Genomic DNA, 5,330 nt, shown 5'->3' on the forward strand with positions numbered 1-5,330 from the left:
ATGCGTTGGTACCTATTGGGCGTCCGACGGCGAATACCCGGATTTATCTGCTGGATGACGATGGTCAGCCAGTGCCATTGGGGGCGGTGGGGGAGCTGTATATTGGGGGTGCCGGTGTGACGCGTGGTTATCTCAATCTCCCTGACTTGACCGACGAACGTTTTCTGGCTGACCGGTTTAGTGATGCAACTGATGCGAGAATGTATCGCAGCGGGGATTTAGCCCGTTATTTGCCGGACGGCAATCTGGTGTTTGTTGGCCGTAATGACCAGCAGGTTAAAATCCGTGGATTCCGGATTGAACCGGGTGAAATCGAAGCCCGGTTGACAGAATATCCTGCGGTGCGCGAAGCGAGGGTGCTGGCGCTGGGTGACGGGCAGGACAAACGTCTGGTCGCTTATGTCGTGGCGGAAGAAGCTAACGGATTAGCTGCCCGTTTGCGTGAACATCTGAGTGATATTTTACCTGACTATATGGTACCGGCGGCTTTTGTGCGTCTGGATACCTTCCCGTTGACGCCGAACGGTAAGTTGGATCGCCGGGCGCTGCCGGCACCGGGAGAGGATGCTTTTGCTCGTCAGGTTTACGAAGCGCCGCAAGGGGAAATTGAGAGTGCGCTCGCCACTATCTGGCGTGAATTACTGGCAGTTGAGCAGGTTGGCCGGCACGACAGCTTCTTTGCGCTAGGTGGTCACTCGCTGCTTGCTGTCAGGATGATTGAACGTTTGCGGCGTATGGGGCTGGGCGTATCGGTCCAAACGCTATTCGAGCATCCGACACTCAGTGTTTTGGCCCAGTCTCTGGCGCAACATTGTGAAATCCCGGTACCTGACAACCGTATTACACCGGATACTCTTGTGCTGACGCCAGAAATGCTACCGTTGATTGATCTGACTCAGCTTGAGATTGACCGCATAGTTGAACAAGTTCCGGGCGGGATTGCCAATATTCAGGATATCTATGCCTTGTCACCGCTACAGGATGGCATTTTATTCCACCATTTACTGGCAAACGAAGGCGATCCTTATCTGCTGATAACCCAACAGGCTTTTGCGGATCGGTCTTTGCTGGATCGTTATCTGGCCGCAGTTCAACAGGTGGTTGACCGCCATGATATTCTGCGTACTGCTTTTATCTGGGAGGGGCTATCAGCTCCGGCTCAGGTGGTTTGCCGTCAGGTTCCTTTATCCGTCACAGAATTGACACTCAATCCGGCTGACGGATCGATCAGTGACCAACTGGGCCAACGTTTTGATCCACGCCGGCATCGTATTGACCTGAGTCAGGCTCCGTTGTTGCGCTTTGCAATTGCTCAGGATACCGATGGCCGCTGGATCCTGCTGCAACTACTGCATCACCTGATTGGCGACCATACCACGCTGGAAGTGATGAACAGTGAAGTGCAGGCGTATCTTACCGGACGGGGAGGCAGCTTGCTGGCTTCGACACCTTTCCGTCATCTGGTGGCACAGGCTCGGTTGGGCACTGACCAGTCAGAACATACCCGTTTCTTTACCGATATGCTGGCGACGGTGGATGAGCCGACGCTGCCGTTCGGATTGACGGAAGTACACCATGACGGCTCGCAGGTGACGGAATCGCACCGGATGCTGACGCCTGCACTGAATAGTCGTCTGCGTAATCAGGCCCGGCGTTTGGGTGTCAGTGTGGCGGCGTTGTGTCATTTGGCCTGGGCGCAGGTGTTGTCGCGTACCAGTGGTCAGAAGCAAGTGGTATTTGGCACGGTGTTGTTTGGGCGTATGCAGGCTGGCGAAGGTGCCGATAATGGCATGGGACTGTTTATTAATACCCTGCCGTTACGGTTGGATATGGATGAAACCCCGGTGCGGGAGAGTGTACAGACCGCCCATACCCGATTGGCGGGATTATTAGCGCATGAACATGCATCACTGGCGCTGGCTCAACGTTGCAGTGGGGTAGCCAGTGGGACACCGCTGTTCAATGCGCTGTTGAATTATCGGCATAATAGCCAGCCGGTCACACCGGATGAAATCATCAGCGGTATTGAATTCCTCGGTGAGCAGGAGCGGACCAACTACCCGTTTGTGTTGTCGGTAGAGGATGGCGGCTCCACTTTGGGGTTGACCGTTCAGGTCGTGCAGCCGTTTGAGCCGGAAAGGCTATGCAGTTATATGTATCAGGCGCTGGAGAGCTTGGTAGAAGCGCTTGAACAGGCTCCAGAAATGCCGGTACGGGCACTGAACGTCCTGCCGGAAACGGAACGCACGCTGTTGCTGGAAACCTGGAACGCCACGGAAACGGTGTATCCTGAGCAGCTATGCATTCATCAGTTGTTTGAACAGCAGGCGGAGAAAACCCCGGGAGCGACAGCACTGATAGCGGGAGATCAAACGCTGAGTTATGTTGAATTGAATGCTCGTGCTAATCGGTTAGCTCGTCAACTGATCGAACTGGGCATTTGCCCAAATGAGCATGTTGCAATCTTGTTAGAACGGTCGATTGAACTGGTGGTGGCCCAGTTAGCTATTCTCAAAGTTGGTGCCGTTTACGTACCGATTGATCCCAGAGTGCCGGATGAACGGAAAAACTGGCTGATAAACGATTGTTCAGCCAAATTGCTGATCACCGATGCGCGGGCTGATATCCCGGCTGATTTAGCTGTGCCATTGTTTCGTCTCTCTGGTGAGAGGGATACAATCGGGGAGGAAGATAGCTTCAATCCTGACTTACCTCATTCCAGCGCTGGATCAGCGTATGTCATGTACACTTCCGGCTCGACTGGCATGCCAAAAGGGGTGATTGTGCCGCATCGGGCGGTGGTCCGGCTGGTTATTAATAATGGCTATGCTGAAATTGAGCCGGGTGACCGGGTGGCTTTTGCTGCGAATCCGGTTTTCGATGCCAGTACCTTCGAAGTTTGGGCCTCTTTGCTTAACGGTGCCGCGCTGGTGGTTATCGACCACGCTACCTTGCTGACTCCACCGGATTTTGCCCTGGCTTTACACCAGTATCAAATTAATATCCTGTGGTTAAGCGTTGGGTTGTTTAACCGGCTGGCCGCAGAATTATCCTCGGTTCTCCCGCAGATCAAAATCCTGATTGTCGGTGGAGATGCCCTTGATCCCCATGTGATTGCTCAGGTACTGCATAATAATCCACCGCAACAGTTATTGAATGGCTACGGACCCAGTGAAGGAACCACCTTTACTGCGACATATCACATCACTGCGTTGCCGGTGGGGACGACAAATATCCCTATTGGCCGTCCAATCGGCAATACGCGGGTTTATCTGTTGGATACTGATGGTCAACCGGTACCGTTGGGTGTGGCCGGTGAGATTTATATCGGGGGAGACGGGGTTGCCTGTGGTTATCTCAATCGTCCTGACTTGACCGCGGAACGTTTCCTGGTTGATCCCTTTAGCAATAAACCGGATGCCCGGATGTACCGCTCTGGGGATTTGGCCCGTTACCTGCCGGACGGTAATCTGGAATTCCTGGGCCGTAATGACCAGCAGGTCAAAATCCGCGGTTTCCGTATTGAATTGGGGGAAATTGAGGCCCGACTGGTGGAATATCCGGCGATACGTGAAGCTGTGGTGCAGGCGTTAGGGGAGGGGCAGGACAAACAACTGGTTGCTTATGTGGTGGCGCCAGCGGATGATGGATTGGCTACCTGCTTGTATAGCCATCTGAGAGCACGGTTGCCTGACTACATGGTGCCGGCGGCTTTTGTACGTCTGGACGCATTTCCGCTGACCCCTAACGGTAAGCTGGATCGCCGTGCGCTGCCGCAACCTGATCAGCATGCCTTTGCTCATCAGGTCTATGAAGCACCGCAGGGGGAGGTTGAGATCGCATTGGCTGCTATTTGGCGTGAATTGCTGGAAGTTGAGCAGATAGGCCGGTATGACAATTTCTTTGCCTTGGGTGGACATTCGCTGCTTGCCATGCGGATGATCAACCTTGTCGCAGGTCGTGGTTTGATGTGTACATTGAATAATCTCTTCCAATTCCCTGTGCTGGCTGAACTGGTATCAAAAATCACATTAGATCCACTGTCCCAGCTGCAAAGCAGTGCGATACCTGTGCGGCCATCAGGAATAGAACCGCCGTTATTCTTTGTGCCCAGCGGCATGGATGATTACTCCTATGTCTTTGGATTAGCTCAACATATTCAGTCAGACTATCCGATTTATGCATTGCCATGGCCGTCCATCAATGAGGAACAGGTATCAACTATTGAAGCGTTGGCTGCCAAAATGATCACCTTTATGAAGGCGGTTCAACCGGAAGGCCGATACCGGATCTACGGTTACTCTTCTGGTGGAGTATTGGCTTATGCTATTGCCCAGCAACTTTTGAATGCCGGTGAGACCGTCGATTTCCTGGGTTTGATTGATACGCCGGCCCCTCACTGCTTCAAGCAGCAGGTCATTCAACTAAAACTCCAGTTTCTGGCTGAACTGGCAAAACAGTCGGGAGGGGAACATGAAGAGGAGATTGCGGTATTGCATCAGAGAATCGATAAACTGAATTTGGTGCAATTTATTGCCGCGGCGCAGGAACTGGAACTATACCCGGCAAATCTGTGTCCTGATTTGATCGCAAAACGTTGGGAACAGATGGGGAATTATATGCAAATGGTCAAAGAATATGAACCACAAGCTTTGGCGATAACGCTCCACCAGTTCTATGCGATGGAATCTTATCCGCAGATCCCTTTTGTTACGGAAGCCACATTACCCTCCTTGAGTATGGAACCGTCGTTAGGCTGGAAGCAGGTCGTGCCTGATTCTTCGCTCCAGCTAACATCTGTACCCGGCGACCATTTTAGCCTGATGGAAGACAGTGAAAATAAAACCATTTTGGCTAAAACTTTAAGTATGGCGTTGGCAATGAATTGTGAAGCGGAGGTGGTGTAATGTCAGTGATATTGCAGGTATAAAAATCGGTTATTGACGGCGATATTGTCCGGTTAAAGGTATTTATAATGGCCGGACATTTCTTCTTAAATAAAATTAAGGTAAAAACCCCGCCAATTTTCGCTAATTATTAAACCGATAAGAAGCGTGGCGGGTGTTGCTCTATTGATTGAAAAGCAAACTATCTCTATTTTAGGAGAGCATAAAAAATCTATGGTTCCCCTCGTTTTTGCAACACTCATTTTTGATGAATTTTTGGCTTGCTTAAATCTATCCGGCGTCACTGTAGGCAAGGAGCCTGCGCCTCGATGAGTTCCGCGCCTGATGAACCTTAAAACCTTGTCGGCTTGAAAGAGCCATTTTTTATGTTAGGTTTCTCATCAGGCCGGTAGGCCGTTCATGTCATCAATAATCAGTCTTCGC

Annotated in this window: 1 protein-coding gene; it reads left to right on the plus strand. The window is 51.6% G+C overall.

From position 1 onward, the window contains the following. The coding region (locus C5470_RS21235) for a non-ribosomal peptide synthetase (protein ID WP_166291758.1) at window positions 1-4,907 on the plus strand (4,907 nt) is incomplete at its 5' end. Between the last annotated feature and the right edge of the window lie 423 nt (window positions 4,908-5,330).

Source organism: Photorhabdus stackebrandtii (genome assembly GCF_011189495.1).
GTDB classification, from domain to species: Bacteria; Pseudomonadota; Gammaproteobacteria; order Enterobacterales; family Enterobacteriaceae; genus Photorhabdus; species Photorhabdus khanii.